At 63.7% G+C, this 25,276-nt stretch carries 16 protein-coding genes and 1 tRNA gene; 5 read left to right on the top strand and 12 right to left on the bottom strand.

The features are described 5' to 3' along the window. Positions 1 to 66: 66 nt before the first annotated feature. The gene (locus ABWV23_RS10385) at positions 67 to 2,040 is read right to left on the bottom strand and encodes an AMP-binding protein (RefSeq protein ID WP_353347382.1); all 1,974 of its coding nucleotides are present in this window, start codon (positions 2,038 to 2,040) and stop codon (positions 67 to 69) included. Positions 2,041 to 2,299: 259 nt separating this feature from the next. Between ABWV23_RS10385 and ABWV23_RS10380 the strand changes: the two genes are divergently transcribed. Both ABWV23_RS10380 and ABWV23_RS10375 read left to right on the top strand, forming a co-directional pair. Then, positions 2,300 to 4,171, top strand: a complete 1,872-nt coding sequence (locus ABWV23_RS10380; RefSeq protein WP_353347420.1) for a hybrid sensor histidine kinase/response regulator — start codon at positions 2,300 to 2,302, stop codon at positions 4,169 to 4,171. Continuing rightward, entirely contained in the window at positions 4,168 to 4,869 is a 702-nt protein-coding gene (locus ABWV23_RS10375; protein ID WP_353347381.1) for a response regulator transcription factor, read from the top strand. Before ABWV23_RS10380 ends, ABWV23_RS10375 begins: the two co-directional genes overlap by 4 nt. Before the next feature lie 203 nt (positions 4,870 to 5,072). On the opposite strand, the gene fzlA is transcribed toward ABWV23_RS10375, so the two are convergent. The 5 genes from fzlA to ABWV23_RS10350 form a co-directional block, all read right to left on the bottom strand. Beyond that, the gene (fzlA, locus tag ABWV23_RS10370; protein WP_353347380.1) at positions 5,073 to 5,738 is read right to left on the bottom strand and encodes an FtsZ-binding protein FzlA; all 666 of its coding nucleotides are present in this window, start codon (positions 5,736 to 5,738) and stop codon (positions 5,073 to 5,075) included. A gap of 62 nt (positions 5,739 to 5,800) precedes the next feature. Then, positions 5,801 to 6,544: a monofunctional biosynthetic peptidoglycan transglycosylase gene (mtgA, locus tag ABWV23_RS10365; RefSeq protein ID WP_353347379.1), complete on the bottom strand. Its 744-nt coding sequence runs from the start codon at positions 6,542 to 6,544 to the stop codon at positions 5,801 to 5,803. A gap of 134 nt (positions 6,545 to 6,678) precedes the next feature. Continuing rightward, positions 6,679 to 11,211, bottom strand: coding sequence for a glutamate synthase large subunit (gene gltB / locus ABWV23_RS10360; RefSeq protein WP_353347378.1), 4,533 nt, complete (start codon positions 11,209 to 11,211; stop codon positions 6,679 to 6,681). Next, complete coding sequence (locus ABWV23_RS10355) at positions 11,208 to 11,645, bottom strand: GFA family protein (protein WP_353347377.1); 438 nt, start codon at positions 11,643 to 11,645, stop codon at positions 11,208 to 11,210. Before ABWV23_RS10355 ends, gltB begins: the two co-directional genes overlap by 4 nt. Positions 11,646 to 11,744: 99 nt before the next feature. Continuing rightward, the gene (locus tag ABWV23_RS10350; RefSeq protein WP_353347376.1) at positions 11,745 to 13,184 is read right to left on the bottom strand and encodes an NAD(P)-dependent oxidoreductase; all 1,440 of its coding nucleotides are present in this window, start codon (positions 13,182 to 13,184) and stop codon (positions 11,745 to 11,747) included. 229 nt (positions 13,185 to 13,413) lie between these two features. Here ABWV23_RS10350 and ABWV23_RS10345 point away from each other — a divergent pair, with 229 nt between their 5' ends. Beyond that, entirely contained in the window at positions 13,414 to 14,217 is an 804-nt protein-coding gene (locus ABWV23_RS10345; protein ID WP_353347375.1) for an undecaprenyl-diphosphate phosphatase, read from the top strand. A gap of 20 nt (positions 14,218 to 14,237) precedes the next feature. Here ABWV23_RS10345 and ABWV23_RS10340 read toward each other — a convergent pair whose 3' ends face one another. Then, on the bottom strand, positions 14,238 to 15,221 hold the full coding sequence (locus ABWV23_RS10340; protein ID WP_353347374.1) for a complex I NDUFA9 subunit family protein: 984 nt from the start codon (positions 15,219 to 15,221) through the stop codon (positions 14,238 to 14,240). A gap of 228 nt (positions 15,222 to 15,449) precedes the next feature. Between ABWV23_RS10340 and ABWV23_RS10335 the strand changes: the two genes are divergently transcribed. Next, a tRNA-Leu gene (locus ABWV23_RS10335) sits at positions 15,450 to 15,536 on the top strand. A 777-nt stretch (positions 15,537 to 16,313) separates the two neighbouring features. Here the strand turns inward: ABWV23_RS10335 and ABWV23_RS10330 are convergent. The 5 genes from ABWV23_RS10330 to ABWV23_RS10310 form a co-directional block, all read right to left on the bottom strand. Further along, a complete protein-coding gene (locus ABWV23_RS10330) occupies positions 16,314 to 17,618 on the bottom strand; it encodes a TRAP transporter large permease (protein WP_353347373.1) in 1,305 nt (434 codons plus the stop codon). Beyond that, on the bottom strand, positions 17,615 to 18,163 hold the full coding sequence (locus tag ABWV23_RS10325; protein WP_353347372.1) for a TRAP transporter small permease subunit: 549 nt from the start codon (positions 18,161 to 18,163) through the stop codon (positions 17,615 to 17,617). Before ABWV23_RS10325 ends, ABWV23_RS10330 begins: the two co-directional genes overlap by 4 nt. Positions 18,164 to 18,234: 71 nt before the next feature. Continuing rightward, entirely contained in the window at positions 18,235 to 19,350 is a 1,116-nt protein-coding gene (locus tag ABWV23_RS10320) for a C4-dicarboxylate TRAP transporter substrate-binding protein (RefSeq protein ID WP_353347371.1), read from the bottom strand. 94 nt (positions 19,351 to 19,444) lie between these two features. Then, positions 19,445 to 21,154 carry an AMP-binding protein gene (locus tag ABWV23_RS10315; protein ID WP_353347370.1) on the bottom strand — a complete coding sequence of 570 codons (1,710 nt, stop codon included), beginning with the start codon at positions 21,152 to 21,154 and terminating at the stop codon, positions 19,445 to 19,447. A 32-nt stretch (positions 21,155 to 21,186) separates the two neighbouring features. Beyond that, complete coding sequence (locus tag ABWV23_RS10310; protein ID WP_353347369.1) at positions 21,187 to 24,414, bottom strand: acetyl-CoA carboxylase family protein; 3,228 nt, start codon at positions 24,412 to 24,414, stop codon at positions 21,187 to 21,189. 184 nt (positions 24,415 to 24,598) lie between these two features. On the opposite strand from ABWV23_RS10310, the gene ABWV23_RS10305 reads away from it, so the two are divergent. Then, positions 24,599 to 25,210: a TetR/AcrR family transcriptional regulator gene (locus ABWV23_RS10305; protein ID WP_353347368.1), complete on the top strand. Its 612-nt coding sequence runs from the start codon at positions 24,599 to 24,601 to the stop codon at positions 25,208 to 25,210. Positions 25,211 to 25,276: the final 66 nt, after the last annotated feature.

Here is a 25,276-nt window from a genome sequence, read left to right as displayed (position 1 = left end):
CCTTCTTTCTAGTCCAATTGCTGCCGCCGGCGCGGTTCCCGGCCGCGGCGCCCTGCCCCGGCCCCGTCATTCCGCCGCCACCTTGTGCGGCGCGACCGGCTGCACGGTGGCGTCGCGGAGTTGCAGCGTGGCGCTGATATGGCCCTTGCGGCCGTCCTCGTAGGTGACCTCGGTCCGGGTCGAAACGGTTTCCGACCCGTCATAAAGCGCCTCGATGATGTCGGCGTATTTCTCTTCGACGATGCGGCGGCGCACCTTGCGGGTGCGGGTCATCTCGCCGTCGTCGGCGTCCAGCTCCTTGTGCAACACGACAAAGCGATGCACCTGGCAGCCCGACAGCATCTCGTCCTGGGCGACCGAGCGGTTGACCTCCGACACATGCTCCTGGATGGCACCCAGAACCTTGGGATGGCCCGCCAGCTCCTGGTAGGAGGCATAGGCGATGTTGTTGCGCTCGGCCCAGTTGCCGACAGCGGTGAGGTCGATGTTGATGAAGGCGACGCAGCGGTCGCGGTCATTGCCGAACAGCACCGCCTCAAGGATGTCGGGATAGAACTTGAGCTTGTTCTCGACATACTTGGGCGCGAACATCGCGCCGTCGGCCAGTTTGCCCACGTCCTTGGCGCGGTCGATGATCCGCAGGTGGCCGCTGCTTTCCTCGATGAAGCCGGCGTCACCGGTGGCGACCCAGCCTTCGGGGTCCTTGGTCGAGGCGGTGGACTCGGCGTTCTTGTAGTATTCCACGAACACGCCCGGGCTGCGGTAGAAGATCTCGCCGTTGTCGGCGATGCGGATCTCCACGTCCGGGGCCGGCACGCCGACGGTATCGGCGCGCACCTCGCCATCGGGCTGGATGGTGATGAACACCGTCGCCTCGGTCTGGCCGTAGAGCTGTTTGAGGTTGATGCCGAGCGAGCGGTAGAAATCGAAGATCTCCGGCCCGATCGCCTCGCCGGCGGTATAGCCGACCCGGATGCGGGAGAAGCCCAGCGTATCCTTGAGCGGCCCGTAGACCAGGACATTGCCGAGCGCGTATTTCAGCCGGTCCCAGACACCGACCGGCTTGCCGTCCAGGATCCGCGGCCCGACCTTGCGGGCGTGCTCCATGAAGGTGTGGAACATCGCCTTTTTCAGCCGCCCGGCGTCCTCCATGCGGATCATGACGTTGGTCAGCTGCGTCTCGAACACGCGGGGCGGCGCAAAGTAATAGGTTGGCCCGATCTCGCGCAGGTCGGTGATCATGGTGTCAGCGCTTTCGGGGCAGTTCACCGCGAAGCCGCACCAATAGGCCTGACCGACCGAGAAGATGAAGTCGCCGACCCAGGCCATCGGCAGGTAGGACAGGATATCCTCGCCCCGGGTCAGGTGATCGAACTCGGCCGAGTTCCTGGCGCTTTCGATCACGTTGCGGTTGGAGAGCACCACGCCCTTGGGCTTGCCGGTGGTGCCGGAGGTGTAGAGCATCACGCAGGTGCTGTCATAGGTCGGCTTTTGGCGCCGGGCGATCAGCTCGTTGATGAACTCGTCCCGGGCGGCGCGGCCCTGGTCCTGCACGTGGCGGTAGTCGTGCAGGTGGGAGTGGTCGTATTTGCGCAGCCCGCGCGGATCGAGATAGATCAGGTGTTCGAACTGATGCAGCTGATCCTGCACCTCGATCACCTTGTCGACCTGCTCCTGGTCACCGGCGATGACGAAGCGGGCGCCGCAATGGCCCAGCACATAGGCCATCTCCTCGGCCACCGCGTCCTGATACAGCGGCACCGGGATCGCGCCGACCGACTGGGCGGCGACCATCGACCAGTAAAGATGCGGCCGGTTGCGGCCGATGATGGCGATGAAGTCGCCCTCGTTGACGCCCAGGTTGATCAGCCCCAGCGCCAGCGCCTCGATTTCCTTTTCGGTCTCGGCCCAGGTCCAGCTCTGCCAGATCCCGAATTCCTTTTCCCGATAGGCAGGGGCATTCCCGAACTGGGTCGCATTGCGTTGAAGCAGCGCCGGAAGGGACAATAGCCCCTCGGCGCCAGACTGCGTCTGAACCAATTTCCATCTCCTCCCACTCCGGCTTGTTCAACCGGACCCGACCGTTTTCACGGTTCCGCCCCAATAAGGGACAGACAAAAGTTCTGCGTCAACTTTTTCCTGATGTTTTCCAGATTCTTACGAATTGTTACAATGGCCGGGAAATCGAAACGACCCGCGTTACGGGGCCTTGCCGCCCCTTTGCGTCGCGGACCGAGCGGTGATAGCCATGAGCGCGGAGGACCCCATAGTGCCAGAAACCGACCAGCAGATCAGGGCAATGACCAGCGCCGGGCTGAACCTGATCGCGCAGGCGCTGTCGATCTATGGCCGGGACCTGCGGCTGGAGGTCTCCAACAGCCGGTTCCAGGAAATGTTCAACCTGCCCGACAGCCTGGTGACACCGGGGGCCCGATTCGACGACACCATCCGCTATCTTGCCGAGACCGGCGAATACGGCCATGTCGCGGACGTGGAGGCCTATGTTGCACAGAAGGTCGAGCAGGCCCGTGCCTTTGAACCGCATTACATGGAGCGGACCCGCGCCAACGGGCGCACGATCTCGGTCGAGGGCTCGCCCCTGCCGCAGGGAGGGTGGGTGACCGTCTATACCGACATCACCCGCGCCAAGCGATCCGAGGAACTGCTGCGCGCCCGCTCCGAGGAGCTTTCGGACCAGGTGCTGGCCCATGCCGAGGAACTCTCGGCCACCAACCGGGAACTGGCAGCGACGATCACCGCGCTGGAAGAGGCCAAGCGGCAATTGACCGCGATGGAGGCGCGCACCCGCCTGACCACCGAGATGATGCCAGCCCATATCGCCCATGTGGATGCGCAGGGTTACTATACCTATTCCAACCGACGGCTGAGCGTGGTGCTGCCCGGCAGCCCGTCCGAGATCGTCGACATGCATATGTCGGAGGTGCTGGGGCCCGGCAGCTTTGCCAAGGTGAAGCCCCATCTCGACGCCGCCTATGCCGGGCAAAGCCCGGTGTTCGAATTCACCGAGGACCACGATTCGCGCCGAATCCGCGTCGCCCTGACCCCCGACGGACAGGGCGGGGTCTATCTGATGTCGATGGATATCACCGAGGAAACCCAGGCGCGGGTGGCCCTGCAACAGACCCGGCGGCGCGCGCTCGCGGCGCAGATGACCAGCGGGCTGGCGCATGATTTCTCGAACCTGCTGACCATCATCCTCGGGATGCAGGGCAAGCTGGCCAAGATGCCGCTCGGGCCGGAGGCGCGGGAACTTGTCGCCGCCACCCAGGCCACGGCGCGGCGCGGCGGGCGGCTGCTGGACCGGATCGCCGACATGACCGGAAAGCGCACCCTGCGGCCGCGCGCCACCGACCTGCACGCGCTGCTGCACGACCTGAAGATCCTGGCCTCGCCCAGCCTGCCGCGGGGGGTCGGGCTGAGCGTGCTGGACCATGCCCCCGACGCGCCGATCATGCTGGATCCCGGCATGCTGCAGGACGCGCTGCTGAACCTGATCCTGAACGCCCGCGACGCCTGTGGCGCCACCGGTCAGATCACCGTCTCGGTCCATGCGGTCGGCGACATCTGGATCGAGATCGCGGTCACCGATACCGGACCCGGATTCTCGCCCGAGGCGCTGAAACAGGCGCTGGACCCGTTCTTTACCACCAAGGGCGGCGAGGGGTCGGGGCTGGGCCTGCCGATGGTCTATGACATGGTCAAGCTCACCGGCGGCGACCTGCGGCTGCGCAACACCCCCAGCGGCGCCAGCGTGACCCTGCGGCTGCCCTATCGCGCGGCGCCACCGATGGCGGGGGGGCTGGCGCTCCTGGTCGAGGACAGCGACGATCTGCGCGTCGCCGTGCGCGACATGCTGGTCGACCTCGGCCACACGGTAATCGAGGCGGCCTCGGTCGACGAGGCCAGCGCGCTCCTGGCCGATGTCGAGGATATCCGGCTGGTGCTGTCGGACATCCGGCTGCAGGGCAAGGCGACCGGACTCGACCTGCTGGATCGGGTAGCGGCGGGCGGGCCGCCGATCGTGCTGATGACCTCGCTGCCGCAGAACGATCCGCTGCACCGCGCCGCCCTTGTCCGGGCGCCGGTGCTGACCAAGCCGTTCACCCGCGCCCAGCTCTCGGCGCTGATCGGTGGCGAGGAGGCCGCATGAGCGCGCCGCTGGTCACCATCCTGGACGACGAGCCGGAGATCCGCGCCATCCTGACCGAGGCGCTGGAAGAAGCCGGATTCCGCACCCAGTGCTTCGGTCGCGCGCGCGAATTCGAGGCAGCGCTGCAGCGGGTCACGCCGGATGTCTGCCTGGTCGACCTGTCGCTGCCCGATACCGACGGGCTGGCGCTGGTGCACCGGCTGGCGCTGGAGCGCGGCGCGACGGTGATCATCATCTCGGGCCGGGCGCAGGTGCAGGACCGGGTGACCGGGCTGGAACTGGGCGCGGACGACTATATCACCAAACCCTTCGACCCGGCCGAGGTGGTGGCGCGCATCCGCGCCCGCCTGCGCGCCGGTCGCGCCGCGCCGCAATCGGGACAGACCGCGCGCTTCAACGGCTGGACCGCCCATTTCGACCGCTACGTTCTGGAGGACGAGAGCGGCGCCGAAACCCCGTTTTCCCATGCCGAGGGAGAGGTGCTGCGGCTGTTCCTGGACAGCCCCAAGCGGCTGATCAGCCGGACCCAGATGCAGGACGCGCTGGGCGGGGCGGCCGGGGAAAGCTTTGACCGGGCGATGGATGTCCGGGTCTCGCGCCTGCGCACCAAGCTGCGCGAGAACCCCAAGAATCCCCGACTGATCAAGACGATCTATGGCGCAGGGTACATATTCCTGGGGGATGTGATCTGGGGGTGAATCGCGGTGAACGCCGCTTCGCGGCGTGCCTCCGGCGGGAGTATTTGGCAAAGAGAAGAAGAGGAACCGAAAACGCTCCGGTCGAAAGGCCGTTTCCGGTGGTTTCCCGGCGCGCCCGCCTGTCCCGCGAGGTGGAGCCTCGTGCCATTCCCGGTAAACGCCAGGTTAATCGCGGATCATCGGACCCGCTGAGAGGATGGAGGTCAGAAATCCAGGTCGGTGTAATGCGCCGGCGGGCGGAACCCCGGGACCTGGTCGGCCAGGATCGAGCGGAAGGCCGGGCGCGACTTGATCTTGGCGTACCAGTCCTTGACCACGGCGGAGCGGTTCCAGTCCACGTCGGAAATGTAATCGAGCGAGCTGAGATGCGCGGCGGCGGCGAAATCGGCCAGGGTCATCGCGTCGCCGGCCAGCCAGCGGCGGCGGTCCAGCAGCCAGTGCATGTAATCCAGGTGGTACTTGATCGCCTTTGAGCCGGCCTTGACGTTGCCGCTGTCCGGATAGCCCTGGCCGGTGACCTTCTTGTTGACCCGCTCGTAGAGCAGTTTCGAGGTCACCTCGTCGTGGAACTTGTCGTCGAACCAGCCCACCAGCCGGCGCACCTCGACCCGCTGGGCCGGGTCGCGGGGCATCAGCGGCGGATCGGTGCGGGTTTCGTCGAGGTATTCGCAGATCGCCGCGCTTTCGGCCAGGGTGCGCCCGTCGATCTGCAGCACCGGCACCTTGGCCGCCGGGTTGCGGCGCAGGAAATCCGGGCTCGCCTCCCAGTAGCGTTCCTCGACGAGCTGGACCTCGACCCGCTTCTCGGCCAGCGCCAGGCGCACCTTGCGACAGAACGGGGAGAGCGGAACGTGATACAGTCGGGCCATCGGAATCCGGGGAGTCTGGTTGCGGGGTACAGCATCACCAATGCCCTGCCGCGCGGCGATTTTCAATCCTCGAAACAATCGGCGCGGCCATCTGCGCGGATGGTGGCCGCCCCGTCCTGGATCGCGGCGGCGCGTCGCCGCACCCGGTCCGAGGGGTTGGCGGCGGAGCGGCTCCGGGGGGCGGGCAGGGTCGCGGCGATCAGGGCGGCCTGCCGCGCGGTCAGGTCCCGGGCCGCCACGTCGAAGTTGCGGCGGGCGGCAGCTTCGACCCCGAAGACACCGGCCCCCACCTCGGCGACATTGAGATAGACCTCGAGGATGCGGCGCTTGGACCAGACCGCCTCGACCAGCGGGGTGATCGCGGTTTCCAGCGCCTTGCGGGTCCAGCTGCGCCCCTGCCAGAGGAACACGTTCTTGACCACCTGCTGGCTGATCGTCGATCCGCCACGGGTCGCCCCGGCGTCGATGGCAGCGCGAATCGCGGCCAGGTCGAAGCCCCAGTGTTGGCAGAAATTGGCATCCTCGGCGGCCACGACCGACCGCACCACCACCGGGGCCATCGCCTCGAACGGGGTCCAGTTTCGGTCGAGCTTGCCGTATTTTCCGTATTCCACCCACATGGTGTGGGTGATCGGCGGGTTCACCACCGAGAACAGCAGGACCAGTGCGATCACCAGCGCCAAGGGGACAAGTATCAGGCGCAGCATCCAGCGGCGAATCCAGAACAGCAACGCGACGACAGGGTCGAGCAGCCGGTTTCGCGCGGGTTTCGATGCGGATCTGGATGTCTTGGTTTTCCGGGCCATGCCCCAGCTATAGGGGGCGGCGCGAAAACGCGAAAGAGGGGCAATCGACCGAAGGCGACTCGGACACCGGGTCGCGATGAAAAAAGGCCCCGCCGAACCGGCAGGGCCTTTCACGTGCTGTTGTGCCTGTGCGGTTACTCCGCCGGCACCGCCTGGTCCTCGTGGCTCAGCGGGGCCGGAAGATGCGCCAGCATCTCTTTCGGGCAAACCTGGAGGAAGTGGCCTTTTTCCAGGTCCCAGTGCTGCAGGATGTCGGCGGCCTTGCGGCTACCGGTCTCGGCCAGGTGCCGCTCGATCAACCCCTTCAGCTCGCCCTCCCAGTGATCCATGGTCACCGGGCAGGTCACCAGCGTTTCCGGATTCATCAGGGTCTCTGCCTTGCCCTCGGGGTCATAGAGATAGGCCATGCCGCCGGTCATCCCGGCGCCGAAGTTGGCCCCGATGGAGCCCAGGATCACCGCCACGCCGCCGGTCATGTATTCGCAACCGTTGGAGCCGCAGCCCTCGACCACCACATGGGCGCCGGAGTTACGCACCGCAAAGCGTTCACCGGCCCGGCCGGCGGCGAAGAGATAGCCCGCCGTCGCACCATAGAGCACGGTGTTGCCGATGATGGTGTTCTCGTCGGCCACCAGCGGGCTGATCTGCGGCGGGCGCACCACGATGGTGCCGCCCGACAACCCCTTGCCGACATAGTCGTTGGCATCGCCCGAGACCTCAAGCTTCAGCCCCGGCGCCGCGAAGGCACCGAGCGATTGCCCGGCCGAGCCTTGCAGTTTCACGTGCAGGTGGTCGGGCTGGAACGCGTTGCGCATGCCGAAGTTCTGCACGATCAGGCTCGAGGTGCGGGTGCCCACCGTGCGGTGCGTGTTCTGCACCGCGTAGGAGAGCTGCATCTTTTCGCCGTCCTTGAGGAACCGCGCCGCATCGCGGACGATCTCGGCGTCCAGCGTGTCGGGCACCACGTTGCGCGGCTTGTCGCGGTCATAGACGATCTCATGCGCGCCATCGACGGTGATCAGCAGCGGGTTGAGGTCGAGATCGTCAAGGTGCGCCGAACCGCGGCTGACCTGGGTCAGCAGATCGGCCCGCCCGATCACGTCCGACAGCGACCGCGCCCCGAGCGAGGCGAGAATCTCGCGCACTTCCTGGGCGTAGAAGGTGATCAGGTTGACCACCTTGTCGGCGCTGCCGGTGAACATGTCGCGCAGTTTCGGGTCCTGGGTACAGACGCCCACCGGGCAGGTGTTCGACTGGCACTGGCGCACCATGATGCAACCCATCGAGATCAGCGCGGCGGTGCCGATGCCGAACTCTTCGGCGCCCATCATCGCCGCCATGACGATGTCGCGCCCGGTGCGCAGCCCGCCGTCGGTGCGCAGGGTCACCCGGTCGCGCAGGTGGTTCATCGCCAGCACCTGGTGCGCCTCGGTCAGGCCCATTTCCCACGGCAGACCGGCATATTTGATACTGGTCGCCGGGCTGGCCCCGGTGCCGCCGTTGTGCCCCGAGATCAGGATCACGTCGGCCTTGGCCTTGGCCACGCCGGCGGCGATGGTGCCCACGCCCGAGCTGGCCACCAGCTTGACCGTCACCTTGGCGCGCGGGTTGATCTGTTTCAGGTCATAGATCAGCTGCGCCAGGTCCTCGATCGAATAGATGTCGTGGTGCGGCGGCGGCGAAATCAGCGTCACCCCCTTGGTCGAATGGCGCAGCCGGGCGATCAGCTCGGTGACCTTCATGCCGGGCAGCTGGCCGCCCTCGCCGGGCTTGGCGCCCTGCGCAACCTTGATCTCGAGCTCTTCGCAGTGGTTGAGGTACTCGGCGGTGACGCCGAAGCGGCCGCTTGCCACCTGCTTGATCTTGGCGCTGGGGTTGTCGCCATTGGGTTCGGGCACGAAATGCGCCGGATCCTCGCCGCCCTCGCCACTGTCCGACTTGGCACCGATGCGGTTCATCGCCACGTTCAGCGTCTTGTGCGCCTCGGGGCTCAGCGCGCCCAGGCTCATGCCCGGGGTGACGAACCGCTTGCGGATCGCGGTGATGCTCTCGACCTCTTCCAGCGGGACCGGCTTGCCCAGCGGCTTGACGTCCAGCAGGTCGCGCAGGTGGATCGGCGGGTTGCTCTGCATCTTGGCCGAGTATTGCTTCCACAGCTCGTAAGAGGCGCGGTTGCAGGCCATCTGCAACATGTGCATGCCCTGCGCGTCCCAGGCGTGGGTTTCGCCCGATTTGCGCGACTTGTAGAAGCCGCCGATGGGCAGAACCTGGGCGCCGCCGGACCAGCCGCGGTCATGGATCGCCTCGGCCTTGCGCTGGATGCCGCTGACCCCGATGCCGGAGATGCGGCTGGTCATGCCGGGGAAGAACTCGGCGCACATGGCCCGCGACAGGCCCACCGCCTCGAAGTTCAGCCCGCCCCGATAGGACGAGATGACGCTGATCCCCATCTTGGACATGATCTTGAGCATGCCCTGGTCGACGGCCGTGCGATAGCGCGCCACGTTCTCGGTCAGGGTGCCGTCCAGCAGCCCGCGCTCGATCCGGTCGGCGATGGAGTCCTCGGCCAGGTAGGGGTTCACGACCGTCGCGCCGCAGCCGATCAGCACGGCGAAGTAATGCGGGTCGATGCACTCGGCCGAGCGCACGCCGAGCGAGCAGAAGGTCCGCAGCCCCTTGCGCGTCAGGTGGCTGTGCACCGCGCTGGTGGCCAGGATCATGGGCATCGCGACCTTGTCGGGCCCCGAGCGATGATCGGTCAGCACCAGGTGCCCCGCACCCGAGCGCACCGCGTCCTCGGCCTCGGCGCGGATCCGCTTCAGCCCTTCGCGCAGCGCGCCTTCGCCGGGGGCAAATGTACAGTCGATCTCGACCAGGTCGGCGTTGAAATGCTTGACCAGTTCCTCCCACTGACCGTTGCCGACAAAGGGGCTTTCCAGCACGATAATCTCGGTCTGGCTGCTGTCCTCGTCGAGCACGTTCTTGAGGTTGCCGAAGCGGGTCTTGAGGCTCATCACCCGGTATTCGCGCAAGCTGTCGATCGGCGGGTTGGTGACCTGGCTGAAGTTCTGGCGGAAGAAATGGCTGAGCGGGCGGTACTGTTTCGACAGAACCGCGCTGGGGGTGTCATCGCCCATTGAGGCGATCGCCTCTTTTCCGTCTTCGGCCATCGGGGCCAGGATCTGTTCCAGCTCCTCGATGGTATAGCCGGCGGCCACCTGCCGCGCGCGCAGATCGTCGCCGGTGAACAGGGGCTTTTCACCGACCTTAGACAGTTCCTCGTCGAGATCGTTGATCTTGCTGACCCATTCGCCAAAGGGCTGGGCGGCGGCCAGCTTGTCCTTGAGTTCGGTGTCGTGGAACAGCTTGCCCTCGGCCATGTCGACCGCGATCATCTGGCCCGGCCCCAGCGCGCCCTTTTCGCGCACGGTGGCCTCGTCGGCGGGGACCATGCCGGCCTCGGAGCCCGCGATCAGCAGGTTGTCGCCGGTCACCACGTAGCGCATCGGGCGCAGCCCGTTGCGGTCCAGCCCGCCGCAGACCCAGCGGCCGTCGGTCATCGCCAGCGCCGCCGGCCCGTCCCAGGGCTCCATCACCGAGTTGCAGTAGGAATACATGTCGCGCCAGGCCTTGGGCAGTTCCACCGCCTGTTGCGACCAGCTTTCGGGTACCAGCATGGTTTTCGCCATCGGCGCCTTGCGCCCGGCGCGCACCAGAACCTCGAACACGGCGTCCAGCGCGGCGGAATCCGAGCTGCCGCCGGGGATGATCGGCTTGATATCCTCGGCCATCTCGCCAAAGGTCGCGCTGGCCATGCGGATCTCGTGGCTTTTCATCCAGTTGACGTTGCCCTTCAGCGTATTGATCTCGCCGTTGTGGGCGAGCATGCGGAACGGCTGGGCCAGCCACCACTGCGGAAAGGTGTTGGTCGAATAGCGCTGGTGATAGATCGCGAAGGCGCTTTCGAACCGCTCGTCCTTGAGGTCGGGATAGAACTCGGCGACCTGCTCGGCCAGCATCATGCCCTTGTAGATCACCGACCGGCAGGACAGCGACGCGATATAGAGCCCGCCGATTCCGGCCGCAGCGGCGGCCTTTTCGATCCGGCGGCGGATCACGTAAAGCTCACGCTCGAACCGCTCTTCGTCGACGCCCTTGGAGTTCGAGATGATGATCTGTTCGATCTCGGGCCGGGTCGCGTTGGCCTTGTCACCCAGGCAGTCGATGTTGACCGGCACGTGACGCCAGCCATAGATGTAGTAGCCTTTGCGCAGGACCTCGGTCTCGACGATGGTCCGGCACATCTCCTGCGCGCCGAAATCGGTACGCGGCAGGAACACCTGGCCCAGCGCCATCAGCTCGTCCTTGCGCGGTTCGTGCCCGGTGCGCTTGATCTGGTCATAGAAGAACGGGACCGGGATCTGAACGTGAATACCCGCGCCGTCGCCGGTCTTACCATCGGCGTCCACCGCGCCCCGGTGCCAGACCGCCTTGAGCGCGTCGATCCCGGCGGCGACCACCTTGCGGCTTTTCTTGCCGTCGATCGACACCACAAGGCCCACCCCGCAGGAGGCATGCTCTTCGGACTCGGCATACATGCCGTTCTCGGCCATCCAGGCCCGCTTCGCGGTTTCCTGCGCCACCCAATCGGCATCATACTTGGTCATTGGGTCTCTCCTTCTTCATTCGGCGCGAACAGCGCGTATGTCTCTGCTTGGGTCAGGCGGCTGTGGTCCCCGGCAAAGCCGTAGCCTTGCGGCTTGGTGTCCACGAAAAACTCGCGCCCGATCTTCTTCTCGCCGGTATCGAACAATCCGGCGGCAAAATTGTACTGGCCCTGGCCCGGCCCCTCGGCGGTTATGCGATACCACAGGTTGGAGCCGCAGGTGTCGCAGAACCCGCGCTCGGCCCATTCCGAGGACTGGAATCGCCGGACCGGACCGTCGATCACGATGCTGTCCTGGTCGACCTGCACCGACAGGAAGGCCGAGCTTGACCAGCGGCGGCACATGTCGCAGTTGCAGGCCGTCATCTGGTCGTCCGACAGCGCGGCGGTGATGGTGACCGCGCCACACATGCATTGTCCCGTCTGCTCTGTCATCCCTGGCTTCTCCCGCTCGGGTCTCTTCGGTTGACTTATGGATCGCTTTGCAGCGGCGCGTCGGGGGCGCCTGGACGCCCCCGAAGGCCATGCCGTTCGCTATTCGGCCGCAACCGCCGCCGGAACCGCGAACCGCTCCAGGATCGCCTGCGCGCAATCGCGCCCGTCACGGATTGCCCAGACCACGAGGCTGGCGCCGCGCACGATGTCGCCCACCGCATAGACGCCGTCCAGCACCGTCGCGCCGGTGGTGAACTCGGCCTTGACGGTGCCCCAGCGGGTCACCTCCAGCCCGTCCGCATCCCAGAGCTTGGGCAGATTCTCGGGCTCGAAGCCCAACGCGGTGATCACGAGATCCGCCTCTTCGACGTAATCGGCCCCCTCGATCAGCTCGGGCGACTGCCGCCCGGTGACGTCCGGTGCGCCGAGGCGCATCTTTTGCACCATCACGCCGGACACCCGGCCGCCGTCCTCGGTGAAGCCCTTGGGCGCGCGCAGCCAGTCGAACACGACGCCCTCTTCCTCGGCGTTCTGAACCTCGCGCTGGGAGCCGGGCATGTTGGCCCGGTCGCGGCGGTACAGGCATTTGACCGATGTGGCGCCCTCGCGGATCGAGGTGCGCACGCAGTCCATCGCGGTGTCGCCACCGCCGATCACCACCACGCGCTTGCCCTCGGCGCTGAGCGCTCCGTTGTCATAGGCCTCGACCGCGTCACCAAAGCTCTTGCGGTTGGAGGCGGTCAGGAAGTCGATCGCCCGCACCACGCCCTCGGACCCGACGCCGGGCAATTCCAGCACCCGCGACTTGTACACGCCGGTGGCGATGATCACCGCGTCATGCTTGGCCCGGATTTCGTCAAAGGTGATGTCCACGCCGACATTGCAGTTCAGCACGAAGTTCACGCCGCTTTGCTCCAACTGCTGGTTGCGGCGCAGCACGATGTCCTTTTCCAGCTTGAAGCCGGGAATGCCATAGGTGAGCAACCCGCCCGCACGGTCGTAGCGGTCATAGACCGTCACCTGAACGCCCGCCCGGCGCAGCATGTCGGCGGCGGCCAGCCCGCCGGGACCGGCGCCGACGATGCCGACGCTTTCGGTCCGCTCCTGCGCCGGTTCGATCGGCTGGACCCACCCGTTTTCCCAGGCGCTGTCGGTGATGTACTTTTCCACAGCGCCGATGGTCACGGTGCCGTGGCCCGACTGTTCGATGACGCAGTTGCCTTCGCACAGGCGGTCCTGCGGGCAGATGCGGCCGCAGATTTCGGGAAAGGTGTTGGTCGCCTGACTGATATCATAGGCCTCGCGCAGGCGCCCCTCGGCGGTCAGGCGCAGCCAGTCGGGGATGTTGTTGTGCAGCGGGCAATGCGACTGGCAATAGGGCACGCCGCACTGGCTGCACCGGCTGGCCTGTTCCTTGGCCTTGGCGTCCGCGAATTCGGCGTAGATCTCGTGATAATCGGTGCGGCGCGCCTCGGGGTTGCGCTTTTCCGGCATGTCCCGTTCGATCTGGACGAATTTCAGCATCGGTTGTTTGGCCACGGCTCGGACTCCATGATTGCTTGGCTGCGCCTGTTTATGAGAAGCCGCCGGCGATTAAAAGTCAGTACGTGTGACCTATTTTCACTTTTTTGCCGCCCCAAAGGGCCAGATGTGTAATTTTACCCCTAATTTTGGGTCACGAACCGGACCTAATTGGGCGCTTTCCAATCTCACTTGGATACTTATACAACCTCCGTAACATCTTCTTTTTGCCGGGACTCACCGCGCCATGCCCATCCTGCAGTTGTTTCTCATCGCCGTGATCCAGGGCATTACCGAGTTTCTGCCGATTTCCTCATCGGGTCACCTGATTCTCTTCCCCCAGCTGACCGGGATGCAGGACCAGGGCCAGGTGATCGACGTCGCGGTGCACCTGGGCACCCTTGGCGCGGTCATCGTCTATTTCTGGCGCGACGTGAAGCAGGCGCTTGCCGGGGTGCCGGTGCTGTGCCGCGGTCGGGCGGATACCCCCGGCGCGCGTCTGGCGTTGGGGCTAGCCATTGCCACCGTGCCGGTGGTGCTGGCCGGCGGGGTCCTGCACCTGACCCACCTGGATGTCGCAATGCGTTCGATGGCGGTGATCGGCTGGACCATGCTGATCTTTGGCCTGGTGCTGTTCTGGGCGGACCGGCACGGCGCCGATATCAAGAGCGCAGCGGACTGGGGGCCAAGGGACGCGCTGATCATGGGGCTGTGGCAGGTGTTGTCGCTGATTCCCGGCACCTCCCGGTCTGGTATCACCATCACCGGCGCGCGAAAGATGGGTTACGCTCGTGGCGAAGCGGCCCGGCTGTCGATGCTGATGTCGATCCCGACGATCATCGCCTCTGGCGTGCTGCTGGGCGCCGAGGTGGCCGCCAACGCTGACAGCGCCGCCTTTCGCGATGGTGCGCTGGCGGCGCTGTTTGCCTTTGTCGCGGCGCTGCTGGCGCTCAGCCTGATGATGCGGCTGCTGCGCAGCGTCAGCTTTACGCCCTACGTGGTCTACCGGGTGATCCTGGGCGTCGGCCTGCTGGTCATCGCCTATTCCTAGGGCCGTCAGGGCCGGGCCGGCTACGGACGCAGTTTGCGGTTCGACTGCATCAGCTCGGAATACTGACCAGCAGGACGGAACTTCCACAGGTACTCCGGCAGAACCGCCTCCATCGCGGTCGGCGTGATGCCCAGCGCATCCAATCCACGCGCGTCCGACCCCACGACATTGTCCTGCGCCAGGTTGCGCAGCTGATCGCGGGTCAGGATCTTGTTGGCCAACAGGCCGAAGCTGACGAACTGCGCCATATCAAGAACACCCGCCATGATCCGCGCGATCCAGAACGGCAGGCCGATCACGATGCGGCGACGCTGGATCACCTCCAGCATGGTCTGCATCAACTCGCGGAAGCTGGCCACGCGCGGCCCGCCCAATTCGTAAACGCCGGGCGCAACGGCCCCGTCAAGCGCGGTCTCGGCGGCAAGGGCGACATCGTCGACGTAGACCGGCTGGAACCGGGTCGCCGCCGCGGCGATCGGCAGGAACGGCCCCATCCGGGTCATCGCGGCAAAGCGGTTGAAGAACTGGTCCTCGGGTCCGAAGATGATCGACGGGCGCAGGATCACCGCCCCCGGCATATGCTCAAGAACCGCGGCCTCGCCCTCTGCCTTGGTGCGGGCATAGGCGCTGTTGGACTGGGCATCGGCCCCGATGGCCGAGAGATGCACCATCTGCGCCACCCCCTGCCCGGCGGCGATGCGGGCGATGCGCGCGGCGCCCTCGACCTGCACGGCGTCAAAGCTGTTGCGTCCCGATTCGGCGAGGATGCCGACGCAGTTCACCACCGCGTCCGCGCCCTGCATCACGGCAGCGACCGAGTCATCGTCGCGGATGTTGCAGAACACCGGCTCGACCTGGCCGACCGCGCCATAGGGCTTCACGAAGAGGGCTTCGTTCGGGCGACGCACGGCGACACGGATGCGCCAGCCGGCCGCAGCCAGGCGGCGCGTGATGTAGCGGCCGACAAAGCCTGATCCGCCGTAGATGGTGACCAATTTCGACATGGCAACGCTCCCGTTCATCGGTACGCTCCCGATCTACCGCCCCCGCCGGTCGTGAACAAGGCGGAATTCGTCGCGCCCCGTGACCGTTGCCGTCACCGGCCCCGGAAACGCGCCCGAACCCGGACCGGGCCGGATTGAAAACAGGGAATGCGAAATTCTTTTCATCAATCCGAAAAATCCGTTTGACACCCCCCGAGAAGGGGCTTAGAGACCCGCCTCACGACACCTGCCCAGGTGGCGGAATTGGTAGACGCGCTAGCTTCAGGTGCTAGTGTCCGTATGGACGTGGAGGTTCGAGTCCTCTCCTGGGCACCAAAGTCAAGTATTCAATAAAATCCCCAATTCATTGGTCATTTCGCTGCCCAGCGCCGTGCCCTTGTGGGTCTTGCTGTACAAACGGCCAGGCGAATCTGGATGGAGACCGCATCGTCTGGTCATGAGACGGGCGTGTACGGCGGATGTTTGCGCTTTTCCCCGGACGGCAGCCCCACAAACCCGAAGTTCGTTTCGCCGACCTGACCATCGTCGCAGCACTCTTGGCCCTCACGTCCCGCAGCTGTGGGGTGTCATTCAATATCACTTCCCGCCAAGCGGCCCTTCATCGCGTTTTTTTCCGCGTTGAAGCGCACCCACAGGATCATGGTAAGCATCGTGGCGCGCAGCCCCGACTGTCCGACCAACGTCCCGATCGTCCTTTATCTGGAAAAGGCGCTTTCTGGGCGAGACAGTGTAACCTCCGACGACCAACCCATAGTTCAGCTCGATCATGATAGAAAAGCGACGCCAAACCGTGTTCCGCCACCGAGTTCACGCAATACACCGCGAGTATAGTGAAACCCTGTGTTTCAAGATGGCCGCAGTACGCACTGGGTGTAGCCTAACGGCACCAGAGAATTGACGAACGAACTCAACTGCACGGCCAATCGGGCGGTTACGCGGGGTCTCTGAAGAACAAATCTCGGTCGAAAGGTCAGCCTTTGAGCCGGTCGCGCCGGCAGAGCCCGCCACTCCCATCTCATGCTCGGCGGCAGGGGCCGACACACGCGAGCAAAGGGCCTTTCGCCCGATGCAGGCGTCTCCGGCTTAGGTCGTTCAGTTCAAACTTGGCAGCCAGAGGATCACTTGCGGAAACGCCACCATGATCGCCACGACGACAGCATCGGCAATCAGGAACCAGATCACGCCACGGAAAATCACACCGAGCGAGATGGACCGTTCGACCACGCCCTTGATCACGAAGACGTTCAGGCCGACGGGCGGGGTGATCATGCCGATTTCAAGGAACTTCGCCACGAAGACGCCGAACCACAAAAGAGGAATGCCCGCTTCACCCACGACCGGGAGCAGGACAGGAAGCGTCAGCAGCATGGCGCCGATCGGGTCCAGGAACATGCCGAGAATGATGTAGACCAGTGCGATCCCCAGAATAAGCGTGAGGTTCGAGGCGCCGAAGGCAAGAATCGTCTCAGTGATCAACTCGCCCGAGCCCGAAAGCGCGAGGAAACGGGTCAGCAGGTTGGCGCCGATGGCGATCAGGAAAAGCGCTGCGGTCGTCACGATCGTTTCGTTCACCGATTGTCGCAAAGTCGCCTTGGTCAATCCGCCTGTCATCCAGGCGATGATACAGGCCGAGAGCGCCCCAATGGCACCGGCCTCGGTCGCGGTGAAGAGACCTGCGAACATACCGCCGATGACCACGATGAAGAGAGTGATCACCGGCCAGATGCCTTTCAGGTGGGCAAGGCGCTCGGTCCAACTGGCGGAGTCCTCGCGCGTCGGGGCAAGGGCAGGGTCGAGACGCACACGGATGTAGATCATCACAGCATAGGCAACCGCAGTCAGCACGCCGGCACCGATACCACCAAGGAACAGCTGGCCGATCGGGACCTGCGCGAAGATGCCGAACAGGATCAGCAAGATCGAGGGCGGGATGAGCGCACCCAATGTGCCCGCTGCCGCGATGGATCCGGTGGCAAGTCCCGGGTCATAGCCCGCCCGAGTCATCTCAGGCACCGCGATACGGCCCATGGCCGCCGCGCAAGCCACCGACGATCCGGTGACGGCCGCGAACCCGCCCGCGCCGAAAACCGACGCGATGGCCAGTCCGCCGGGCAAGGCGCCAAGCCAGGATCGCGCCGCCGCGAAAAGGGCGCGCGTCATGCCGCCGTGATAGCAGACATATCCCATGAGCAGGAACATCGGCACCGAAGACAGTGTCCACTTTGCGGCAAATTGGTAGGGCACGTTTGTCAGGATACCCCATGCCGGGCGCGGGCCGAGCAGGATGTAGATACCCGAAAAGCTGACCAGGATCAGCGACATGCCGACCGGCATCCGCAGTAGCAGCAGAAGTGCCAGCACGCCCAGGCCAATCAAGCCGATGATTTCCGGACTCATTGGTTCACCTCTGCGGCTGCAACGTCAGCTTCGCCGATCAGGGGTTGCTGTGCCTCGGCTGCACCGACCAGCCCCAGCGCGACGCGTAGAAGGTAGGTGAGCGTAAGCAGGAAAAACCCGAGCGGCAAAATGAAGTATCCCGGCCAGATCGCCATAGATGCTCCGTCTTCCACGGCAACGGAGCCGCTGGAGAAACGGCGCATGGCCTCGTCCCATGTCGTCCAAGTGAGACCGGCGCAGGTCAGGGCGCAAAGTACGTGCAAGACCAATGCAATCCACCGTTTGATCCCGGCTCTCAGGTGACTGAAAAGCAGGTCGATTGAGATGTGGCGATCCTCGGTCTCAGCTAACGCGAGGGGCAGAAAGGCAATCATCACCATGAAGTAATTTGCGACCGTGACGGAAACGAAGGGGACACGAAAACCGAACGACTGGCGCAGGAAGGCATCCAGCGCGACCAGCAACATCATCGCGATCACCGCCAATGACGCGAGTAGCGCGGTATAGCGTGACAGTGCATTGTTCAGATGGATCAGCTTCAACAACGGCGCGCCTCCCTTTTGGGATGGGTGGGGGGGCAACGCCCCGGATGGCTCCGGGGCATTGTTTGTTCGGTTCAGCTTAGCGAGGCGGGATCAACTTTCGAAAAGATCTCGCGAAGGTAGAGATCGCCGACCGATTTCGGATCGCTTGTGTCGATGGTCTTCACCAACTCTTCCCATTTGGTGACAAGCTTTTTGAAGTGCGCGACCTGTTCCTCCGCATCAGAAATGCCGTAGGTGTCGCGATTGAGGTTCACGACGGTTTCCATGTCGCTTGTCCGGAACGCCTCGGATTTCGCCTTTACATCTGCATCCGGTTCGAGGAGTTCGACACCATGCGCCTCGGAGTCCTTCAGGATGCTCGTGGCCTGAAAGACGCTGTCCACGGTGGCGATGGCGTGGCCCAAGGCCGCCCCGTCGATCATCGCGCGCTTGGTCTGATCGCTGAGGCCGGCCCACGTCATCTGGCTGACGTTGAACATGGTGTTGCCGGTGAAGACCGCGATGGGCTGGTTCAGTGCGTAATCCGCGACCTCGCCGGTGGAAAGCGTATCGAGTGTTTCCAGCGTGTGGATGTTGCCGTCGATGTGACCCTGACTCATGCCCTCGTAAATGTCGGCAGAACCCATGCTGACGGCCGAGGCCCCCATCGCATCGGCCCAGCGTGCAAACGGACCGAAGGCGCGCAGCTTGGCACCCTGGAAATCAGCCAGCGCTTTGATCGGCTCCTGATTGTACATGTAGTAGGGGCCGGTAACGGTCGTTCCGAGGAAGATCTGACCGTTCGCCTTGAACTCTGCGAGGCAGGGCGCGCAGGTGAAGGTGAATTCGTTCGCCGCGCCGGCCATGGCAACCGGATCGACGCCTGCCGTGCCCATATCGCTCAGAAGGTTGGCATAGGGAAGCTCGGCCCGGTGATAGGCGGGCACGACAAAGCCGCTATCCGCGATACCATCGCGCAGCCCGGTGAAGGTTTCGGTGAAGTTCAGGAGGGAGCCTGCGTAGATCTTGACCTCCACCTCGCCGTTGGTCTGTTCCTTGATGTAGTCGGCCCAAGCTTGCGTGCCGTCGGTCAGTCCGCTGACAGCCGCCACGCCGATCGCATGTCGCAGGGTCTCGGCCTGTACCGCCGTGGCGCTCAGTGCCAATACGGCCAGCGCCGCTGTCATTTCCTTCTTGAAGAACATCATTTGGTCTCTCCTCCCTTGGCGTTCGTGTCCGCCGTTTCGTTTCCGGCAAAGCCGAGTTCCGGTGGTGCCGCGCTGTTCTTGTTCTGGCTTGTTGTTAAATCAGTGCGGCCAGTTCATCCTTCTTGACCTTTCCGGTCGTCGTCATCGGCAGGGCATCAACCAATCTGATCTCGGGCACCTTGAAGGCTGCCATCTGATCTCGGCACCACACCGTCAGCATCTCGACGTCGATTCCATCGGCCTTGGTCGGGTCGAGCTGGATGAAGGCGACGGGCACTTCTCCCTTCTTGTCATCTGCCCGACCGATGACACCGGAACCGAGAATCGCGGGATGGCGGCCCAGAAGCATCTCGATCTCTGCGGGAAAGACCGGCATGCCGTTGACTTTGAGCATCTCTTTCCGGCGGCCGAGGAAATGGACGTATCCGCGTTCGTTCACCATCCCGATGTCGCCGGTATGCAGCCATCCATCGCGCAGGACGTGGGCGGTCTCTTCGGGATTGTTCCAGTAGGATTTGAGGACAGAGGGGGAGCGCACGCAAAGCTCACCGCTCTCACCCAGCGGTTTCAGCGCCCCGGTGTCGAAATCCCGGATGACGATATCGGTACCCGGCACCGGCAAGCCGACGAAAACGGGTTGCTGTTCAAGGTCATAGTCATTCGTCTGCATCCCGACGGTGAAGGTGTCGCAGGTATTGGTCTCGGTCATGCCCCACGAAGCCTCGATCATCGTGCTCCCGGTCAGCTTGCGCCAGTCATCGCGAAAACCGCTCCCCAGCTTCTTGACGAAGGAACAAACGGAGGTGTTGCGAAGCGACGAGAGGTCATAGCTTCCGGCATCCTCGCGATGCATGATTTCAACAGCGTTATCGACCAGCAGTGTTACGATCGACCCGCGATAGGTCTGGACGGCGGCCATCCATCCCTCTGCATCCCAGCGATTCAGGATGCACGTCGCGGCCCCCGTATAGACAGGGGCGAGCAGGCCAAGGTCTTCGCCCGCGATCCAGAACATCGGAAAGAAACTGACGACGACGTCATCCGAGCCGGCACCGACCATCGCGACGCCGCAGTAGGCCGCACTGGTATAAAGCATGTCCCCGTGCGTATGAACGCAACCTTTCGGCATCCCTGTTGTTCCGCCGGTATAGTTCAAAGCCGCCACGGCATCGAGATCGACGCAGTCGGGGCCTTCGAAAGGCGCCGTCCCCTTGATCGCGTCGATCAGCCTTGGAACGCCGTCTGCCGGAGGAGCCATGCCCATGCCTTCAGGGCGCGGCACGGCGTCGTCTTCCCCGGCCAGTTCCGCAGCGCCTGTGGCAAACAGCGTCTTAGCCGGCGTATCGCCTGCAACCTGTGCCACCAGCGGAGCGAGATCGTCCTGAAACACCAGCACCGAAGCGCCGCTGTCGTTCAACTGGTAGGCCAGTTCGACCGCCTTGAACATCGGGTTCACCGGCACGAGGATAGCGCCCAGTTTCATGATGCCCCAGAAACAGATCACGTATTGCGGGCAGTTGCCCATCATCAGGGCGACGCGGTCTCCCGCAACAACACCGCTTGCGCGAAGCAGTCCCGCGAAACGATCGGAAAGGTCGTCAATTTCGGCATAGTTGAGCGTGCGCCCATAATAATGGACCATCGCGTCGTCTGGGCGCTTTTTGGCGTCGTTGCGTAAATACTGGCTGAGGGGTGTCTTGCCTAAACGATATGTTATGTCGCGCGGGATACCCTCCGGCCAGTTTTCGGCCTGCAGGCGGCGGATCTCGTTAACCTGTTCCTCGACATCCTGAATGACTGTCATTGTTTTCTCCTCCCCAAATCCGGTCTGTCGGACTAACGATTTGCTGTCATGCGCATTCCCTTGGCGATCCATCCCCTCGTCTCGGCGGGATCGATCACGGCGTCGATCTCGTGCGTTGACGCCACGTTAATGGCGCCCCCGCGTTCGTAGAGTTCGTTGACCAGGCGGGTGTACAATGCTTCGCGCGCGACGGGGTCGGTTTCGGCTTCAAGCTCCTTGCGGTAGCCGAGCTGCACTGCGCCTTCCAAGCCCATCGGCCCGAACTCGCCGGTTGGCCAAGCGATCGAGAACGCAGGTTCAGCAAGGCTTCCCGCAGCCATTGCTTGCGCTCCGATTCCATAGCCCTTCCGCAGGCAGACAAAGAACATCGGCGCCGTCAGGTTGGCCCCCGCCGAGATCAGGTCGCAGGCGGCAGAAACGCCCCCCTGGGCTTCGCTTTCAGGACCGACCATGAAGCCGGGCGTATCGCAGAGCGAAAGAACCGGCAGCTCGAATTTGCTGCACAGCTTGAGAAAATGCGCCGCCTTGGCAGAGGCCGCAGCGTCCAGCGCCCCCCCTAGGTACATCGGGTTGTTGGCGATCACCCCCATGGGCCGCCCCTCGATACGGAGAAAGCCCGTGACCATCCCCGCCGCGTGCTGCGCGCCCAGTTCAAGAAAGCTGCCCGTATCGGCCAATTGTTCGATCACCGGGCGGATGTGATAGGTCTTCTTGCGGTTTTCGGGAATGGCGTGGCGCAAAACGCGTTGATCCGGCGCCTCCCAGTCCGGCAAGGCACCCTGGAAGTAAGAGAGAACGGCACGCGTTGCCGCGATCGCCTCGTCATCGTCTTCGGCAAGGATATCCAGCAAACCGTTCTCGGCGTGCATCGGGGCGGGCCCGATTTCCTTGGGGTGGAACGCGCCGATGCCACCGGCCTCGATCATTGCCGGTCCGGCGAGGCCGATCCAGCTGTTTCGTGTGGCGATCCGGATGTCTCCTGTACCGAACAATGCCGCGTTCCCGGCGAAGCAGAACCCGGAATTGACGGTGATGCGTGGCCCCCACCCTTTGAGCCTGGCGTATTCCGCGAATGTCGTAACCTTGAGGCCGGACTGCACCGTCTGGGCGAAATCATCGTCGTTCGGCCGGCCGCCGCCGCCTTCGGTGAAGAAGATCGATGCAAGGCCCCGCTTGTGGGCCACTTCGATCATCCGGTCGGTTTTCAGATGTCCGAAATAGCCCTGCGTCCCCGCCATGACGGTGGAATCGTATGCCATCAAAGCGACCTGGGAGCGGTCTTCGGCAAAGGATCGCGCGTTGATCGCACCAACACCCGTCACGATCCCGTCGGCGGGAGAAACGTCAATCAGCGTCTCGATACCCAGCTTGCGACGCTGCCCGGCCAATACGAGCTGCCCATACTCGTGAAAATCCCCGCCCTCGCACAGCGCGTCGACGATTTCCCGGGTGGTCCGCTGCCCCCGGCTGCGGCGGCGCTCAACTGCCTTAGGTCTGTTTTCATCCAACGTGCGCGCAAGACGATCCTGAAGGATGCGCAAATCGCTTCGGATATGGTCCGGGTCGGGCAAGGATTCTTCTGTCGAAGTCTCGCCCAGCGAGTCATCGGGGATATAGGCGAGGATAGGCATTCCTGAGGAGATCGTGTCCCCCGCAGCAGCATAGAGCGCGACCACGGTTCCGCCCCTTTCCGCCAGTATGGTGTGTTGCATCTTCATTGCCTCGACCATGGCAACCTCTTGCCCCTTTGCGATGGTGTCCCCCATGACCACGTGAAGCTCCTGGACCACCGCTTGCGTTGGGGCGCAAAGCGCAATCGCGCCTTGGGGAATGGTGGTCGTGGACTCGTCCTCGGCGGTTTCGGACCAGAAGAACCGGTCCTGCCCTGGCTGGCAGCGAACAAGGTCGGGCATGAGGGTATCGAGCATGCGAACATCGACATCCCAGCTTGCCAATCGTGGCAGTGAAAGAAGCGCCCGCAGAAAACCGATGTTGGTTTCAACCCCTCCGATCAGGAACTCCGACAGCGCCCGTTCAGCTCGTGCAAACAGGCGCCCGAGATCATCGGACTTCTCATGGATGACAAGCTTGACCAACATCGAATCGAAGCTCGGGTTCGTGCTGTAGCCCGGATAGGCATAGCTATCGATCCGCACCCCTGGGCCGGATGGAGCCTGATAGCTGCTCAGCTTCCCGCCGGTCGGCGCGAAAATGCCATCGGGAGACAACCGCTCGGTATTAATTCGGGCCTGCACGCTGTATCCGGCCGGCGTCGCCGGCGGCTTATCCAACCCCAGTTCCGCCAAACTGGAACCGGAAGCCAGTGCGAACTGAATTTCCACAAGGTCCTGGCCGGTGATCTCCTCGGTGATCGTGTGCTCGACCTGAATACGGGGGTTGGTCTCGATGAAATAGAAGTCACCGGTGTCCTCCACGAGGAACTCGACTGTGCCGATGCCGCGATACCCGCAGGCCTTTCCGATTGCGACCGCCGCGTTCAGCAGCGCGTTTCTCGTGGCGGGGGCAAGGTTTGGTGCTGGTGCCAGTTCGATGATCTTCTGATGGCGCCTTTGCACAGAGCAGTCACGTTCCCACAGGTGGGTCACATCGGCACCGTCCCCGATGATCTGTACCTCGATATGGCGCACGGAGGCCAGGAAGCGTTCGGCATAGAGTGCACCGTCGCCGAAGGCTGCCGTCGCCTCGGCTTCGGCCTGCGCGAAGGCGCTTTCGATACCTTCGGCGGAGTGAACCACGCGCATGCCGCGCCCGCCCCCGCCATTCACCGCCTTGATCATCAATGGAACGCCGCCTTGGGCCTCGAAATAGGCCTTGGCATCCTCGGCCGTCGCGAAGGGGTCGGATCCGCGTAGAACCGGAACGCCGGCCTCTTCTGCCAAATTCCGGGCCGAAACCTTGTCGCCCTGACGGCGCAAGGTTGCTGCGTCCGGGCCAACAAAGAGCAAGCCCGCTTTGGCGCAGGCCTCTGCGAAATCGCCGCGCTCACTCAACAGTCCGTAGCCGGGGTGCACCGCGTCGCACCCGGTCTCCAGGGCGATCGCGACAAGCGCATCAATGTCGAGATATCCGGCAACACCCGAACCCGGCAGTCGCCGCAGTTCATCCGCATGTTTGACATGGAGCGATGTCGAATCGTCGACGGTATGCACCGCGACCGATTTGATGCCGAGGGCCGCAGCCGTGCGCGCAACCCGAATCGCGATCTCACCACGGTTGGCGATCAGCACTTTCTCGAACATCGGTAGCCCTCCCCTGCGACCGGATTACCGCCTCCTGTAGTTTCAATCGCCCAAAATAACTAAGCGAAATAAAACTAACCCTCGGTAACTTATATTTCTATAGATTGAGATCTTATCGTTTGGCAAGGACTTCAGTTGGGTTCAGTATGCTGACGCTGGGTCGTTCCTTGAGGAGATTGCACAAATGACTGAAATCACCGGCTTCCCGACCCGAGCAAAACTGCACGATCTCAAGCGCCGGGAAATCGTCCGCTGTGCGAGCGAAAAGTTCGGCGCTGAAGGGTATGAAAACGTTCCGCTGGATGCCATCGCGGCCGAGTTGGGCGTGACCAAGGCCGCGCTCTACAACTATGTCAAAAGCAAGAACGACCTTCTGATGCAGTGCTATGAGGCGGGGATGGAGCGGCTTGTGACGAGTGTCGAGGCAGCAATGGACCGAAGCGGCAGCGCAGCCGAGAAACTTGACGCCGCAATGCAGGCCTATATCCTCGCGATGACCCAGAAAGACATGCAGTATCTCTGGCGATACACGCCGCCATTTGTCACCTCCGGCAGCAATCGTGGAGAGCAACGTAGCCGCGACAGGCTGGACACGATGGTGCGCGAAGTCTTGGCCGAGGGAGTCGCAGATGGGTCACTTCGTGCGGACCTGGATCCCAAAATGGCCAGCCTCGTAATCCTCGGAGCGGTCAACTGGGTCGGAATCTGGTATCGCGATGAAGGCGCGATGAAGCGCGCTGAAATTGCTCGCGATGTCACCAAGGAAGCACTGCGAGGCTATGTTGCGGTGCGCTGACCAGGTATTTCCCTATTTTCAAGGGAACTTGGCCGTAGAATTCACGCCGCAGTCACAGTACCCGAC

The sequence above is a fragment of the Aquicoccus sp. SU-CL01552 genome (assembly GCF_040365005.1).
Classification (GTDB): domain Bacteria; phylum Pseudomonadota; class Alphaproteobacteria; order Rhodobacterales; family Rhodobacteraceae; genus Antarcticimicrobium.
Note: the sequence above shows the minus strand (reverse complement) of the source record. Positions and strands in the feature narration are given on the sequence as shown.

Coding starts and splice junctions, on each gene's coding strand:
- ABWV23_RS10380 (WP_353347420.1), top strand. CDS start 2,300: ATGACCAGCGCCGGGCTGAACCTGATCGCGCAGGCGCTGTCGATCTAT.
- ABWV23_RS10375 (WP_353347381.1), top strand. CDS start 4,168: ATGAGCGCGCCGCTGGTCACCATCCTGGACGACGAGCCGGAGATCCGC.
- fzlA (WP_353347380.1), bottom strand. CDS start 5,738: ATGGCCCGACTGTATCACGTTCCGCTCTCCCCGTTCTGTCGCAAGGTG.
- mtgA (WP_353347379.1), bottom strand. CDS start 6,544: ATGGCCCGGAAAACCAAGACATCCAGATCCGCATCGAAACCCGCGCGA.
- gltB (WP_353347378.1), bottom strand. CDS start 11,211: ATGACCAAGTATGATGCCGATTGGGTGGCGCAGGAAACCGCGAAGCGG.
- ABWV23_RS10355 (WP_353347377.1), bottom strand. CDS start 11,645: ATGACAGAGCAGACGGGACAATGCATGTGTGGCGCGGTCACCATCACC.
- ABWV23_RS10345 (WP_353347375.1), top strand. CDS start 13,414: ATGCCCATCCTGCAGTTGTTTCTCATCGCCGTGATCCAGGGCATTACC.
- ABWV23_RS10340 (WP_353347374.1), bottom strand. CDS start 15,221: ATGTCGAAATTGGTCACCATCTACGGCGGATCAGGCTTTGTCGGCCGC.
- ABWV23_RS10330 (WP_353347373.1), bottom strand. CDS start 17,618: ATGAGTCCGGAAATCATCGGCTTGATTGGCCTGGGCGTGCTGGCACTT.
- ABWV23_RS10320 (WP_353347371.1), bottom strand. CDS start 19,350: ATGATGTTCTTCAAGAAGGAAATGACAGCGGCGCTGGCCGTATTGGCA.
- ABWV23_RS10315 (WP_353347370.1), bottom strand. CDS start 21,154: ATGACAGTCATTCAGGATGTCGAGGAACAGGTTAACGAGATCCGCCGC.
- ABWV23_RS10310 (WP_353347369.1), bottom strand. CDS start 24,414: ATGTTCGAGAAAGTGCTGATCGCCAACCGTGGTGAGATCGCGATTCGG.
- ABWV23_RS10305 (WP_353347368.1), top strand. CDS start 24,599: ATGACTGAAATCACCGGCTTCCCGACCCGAGCAAAACTGCACGATCTC.